The sequence below is a fragment of the Subtercola sp. Z020 genome (assembly GCF_002931235.1).
Classification (GTDB): Bacteria; Actinomycetota; Actinomycetes; order Actinomycetales; family Microbacteriaceae; genus Subtercola.
This window is the reverse complement of record NZ_PSTT01000144.1, coordinates 1-3,049: the sequence shown is the minus strand read 5'-3', so window position 1 is coordinate 3,049 and position 3,049 is coordinate 1. Positions and strand designations below refer to the sequence as shown.

Below are 3,049 nucleotides of genomic sequence, written 5' to 3'. Positions count from 1 at the left end.
GCAACACCGAACGAGCCGACGCACTTGCCCCTTGGCTGAACTACTACAACACTGAACGCAACCACACCGGCATCGGAACCACACCCATCAACCGCATGTAACCAACGTCACGGCCAGGTACACCTAGCCCCTCCGGGCATCCCGCTCGCCACCCCGGGCTCACTGCCAGCGAGACCGACAGCTGCGGGCGAGACCGACTGTTCTGCGTGCCGGTCTCGCCCGCAACTGACGGTCTCGTGGGGTCTACGGGGTGCGGAGCGGAGCGCCGCGCGCTAGCGGTTCACCGACGACATGTCGGGGTAGCGATCGCCCTGCGGCGCCGCGACCCCGTCGAGCTGCGCGAGCTGGGCGTCGCTCAGCGTGAGAGCGTCTGCCGCCACGTTCTCCTCGAGGTAGCTGATGCGCTTGGTGCCCGGGATGGGCGCGATGTCGTCGCCCTGCGCCATCAGCCACGCCAGCGCGACCTGGCCCGGCTTCGCGTCGAGCTCGCGGGCCACCGCGTCGACCTGCTCGACGATGCGGATGTTCGCCTCGAGGTTCTCGCCCTCGAACCGCGGGTTGCTGCGCCGGAAGTCCTTCTCGTCGAGCTGGTCGAGCGAGCGGATCGTGCCGGTCAGAAAGCCCCGGCCGAGCGGCGAGTACGGCACGAAGCCGATGCCGAGCTCGCGCACGGTCGGCAGGATCTCGGCTTCGGGGTCGCGGCTCCAGAGCGAGTACTCGGTCTGCAGTGCGGCGATCGGATGCACGGCCTGCGCCCGGCGGATCGTCTCGGGCGCGGCCTCGCTCAGGCCGATGTGGCGGATCTTGCCCTCGGCGACGAACTCGGCCAGCGCGCCGACCGTGTCCTCGATCGGCACCTTCGGGTCCATGCGGTGCTGGTAGAAGATGTCGATGTAGTCGGTGCCGAGGCGCTTCAGCGAGCCTTCGAGGGCGAGCCGGGCGTTCTCGGGCCGGCCGTCGAGGCCACGCGAGCCATCGCCGAGGTGCTGGATGAACCCGAACTTCGTCGCCAGGACGACCTCGTCGCGGCGGCCACCGAGTGCCCTGCCGACGAGCTCCTCGTTCGTGAACGGGCCGTAGATCTCCGCCGTGTCGAAGAAGGTCACGCCCAGCTCGAGGGCGCGGTGGATGGTCGCGATCGACCCGGCCTCATCGGTGCCGTGACCGGTGTAGAAGTCGCTCATTCCCATGCAGCCGAGGCCGAGGCGGGAGACCTCGGGGCCGTTGTTTCCCAGTGTGATGGTCTTCATGTCTCCACCCTACGTCTACCCCCTGAGGCCCCGGCGGCCCTGCGATTAGGCTTGCAGAATGGAGTTGGGCATCTACGCTGTGGTCGGCGTGGCCGTCATCGTGGCGGTCGCTGCCTTCTCGAAGAAGCTCGGCGTGGCCGCGCCGATCATCCTGGTGCTGGTCGGCGTCGGGCTCTCGTACCTGCCCGGTGTGCCGCTCATCGAGATTCCGCACGAGTACATCCTCGACGGGCTGCTGCCGCCCATCCTGTACGCTGCGGCCATCAGTGTGCCCGTCGTCGACTTCCGCCGGAACCTCGGTACGATCACGTCTCTGTCGGTCGTGCTGGTCGTGATCACCGCGTTCGGCACGGGTTTTCTCCTCTACACGATGCTGCCCGATCTGAACCTCGCGGCGGCGATCGCGCTGGGGGCGATCATCAGCCCACCCGATGCGGTTGCCGCGACATCCGTGGGTCGACGGCTCGGCCTGCCACCCCGCCTGCTCACCGTGCTCGAGGGGGAGGGGCTCGTCAACGACGCGACCGCGCTGGTGTTGCTGCGATCGGCGTCGGCCGCCGCGATCGGCGCCCTCTCGAGCCCCTGGGCCGGTGTGCTCGACTTCATCTTCGCGGTCGTCGTCGCCATCGTGGTCGGGCTGGTGGTCGGCTTCGTCACGGTGTGGGTGCGCACGAAACTGAACGACCCCGTGCTCGACACGGCCATCTCGTTCGCGGTGCCGTTCGCGGCCTTCATGCCCGCCGAGAGTGTCGGCGCCTCCGGCGTTCTGGCGGTGGTGGTCGCCGGGCTCTACACGGGCCATGCGGCGCCCGAGCGGTTCACGGCGCAGTCGCGCATCAGCGACCGCGTGAACTGGCGAACGGTGCAGTTCTTCCTCGAGAACGGGGTCTTCCTGCTGATCGGGCTCGAGATCCGCACGCTGATCGAGCACGTGAACGACCACGAGAGCGCGATCGGCGTGTGGGAGTCGGTGGGCATCGGGCTGCTGGCGACGGTGGCGCTCATCCTGCTGCGGTTCGTCTGGGCCGGGCCGCTGGTGATCGGGCTTCAGGTGCGGGCGCAGCACGCGGAGAAGAGCACGCTGCGGTCACGTCTCTTTCTCGACCACCTCCGCAGTCTGCCGGTTGCGGGGGAGCGGCAGGCCCGCCGGCGGCGGTTCGCCGAGCGGCGCTACGTGCGGCGCCGCTCCGATCTGCAGCAGCTCCGCAACGAGGGCATCGACTGGCGTGGCGGCGTCGTGATGGGGTGGTCGGGGATGCGCGGGGTCGTCACGCTCGCCGCCGCCCAGTCCCTGCCGAACGACATTCCGTACCGCGACCAGCTCATCCTCATCGCGTTCACGGTGGCGGTCGTGACGCTCATCGTGCAGGGCGGAACGCTGCCCTACGTCATCCGGCTGGTGGGCATCCAGGGCATCGACGTGGCGGCCGACCGGCGGGAGTTGGCGTTGCTGCTCGACGAGATCAGCAACGAGGGGTTGACGGTTCTGGATGATCCGGCCCACGCCCTCGGCGAGACCACCCCGGTCGACCCCGACGTCATCGAGCGCGTGCGGCAGTCGTCGTTCCTCCGCACGGAGTCTGCGTGGGAGAGTTCGCGGCAGCTCACGGCGGCGACCGACGACACGCCGCACCAGGTGTACCGCGAGCTGCGGTTGGCGGTCGTGGCGGCCGAGCGGGAGGCGCTGCTCGAGGCGCGGAGCCGCGGGTCGTACCCCTCGCGCATCCTCGCCGAGGCGCAGGCGATGCTCGACCTCGAGGAGACCCGCCTCCGCCCCCGCGGCGCCCACGCCCCCTGAC

The 3,049-nt window shown here is 69.5% G+C and carries 2 protein-coding genes; one reads left to right on the top strand and one right to left on the bottom strand.

Annotated features, from left to right (window positions below):
• Positions 1-272 precede the first annotated feature (272 nt).
• Positions 273-1,250 (bottom strand): aldo/keto reductase, encoded by a 978-nt coding sequence (locus C5B96_RS16845; RefSeq protein WP_104246514.1) that lies wholly within the window; start codon positions 1,248-1,250, stop codon positions 273-275.
• Between the two features lie 58 nt (positions 1,251-1,308).
• Between C5B96_RS16845 and C5B96_RS16840 the strand changes: the two genes are divergently transcribed.
• The gene (locus tag C5B96_RS16840) at positions 1,309-3,048 is read left to right on the top strand and encodes a sodium:proton antiporter (protein WP_104246513.1); all 1,740 of its coding nucleotides are present in this window, start codon (positions 1,309-1,311) and stop codon (positions 3,046-3,048) included.
• Position 3,049 lies beyond the last annotated feature (1 nt).

Bases quoted from the DNA above. Each gene is read 5' to 3' on its own strand.
- C5B96_RS16840 (WP_104246513.1), top strand. From the start codon at position 1,309: ATGGAGTTGGGCATCTACGCTGTGGTCGGCGTGGCCGTCATCGTGGCG.
- C5B96_RS16845 (WP_104246514.1), bottom strand. From the start codon at position 1,250: ATGAAGACCATCACACTGGGAAACAACGGCCCCGAGGTCTCCCGCCTC.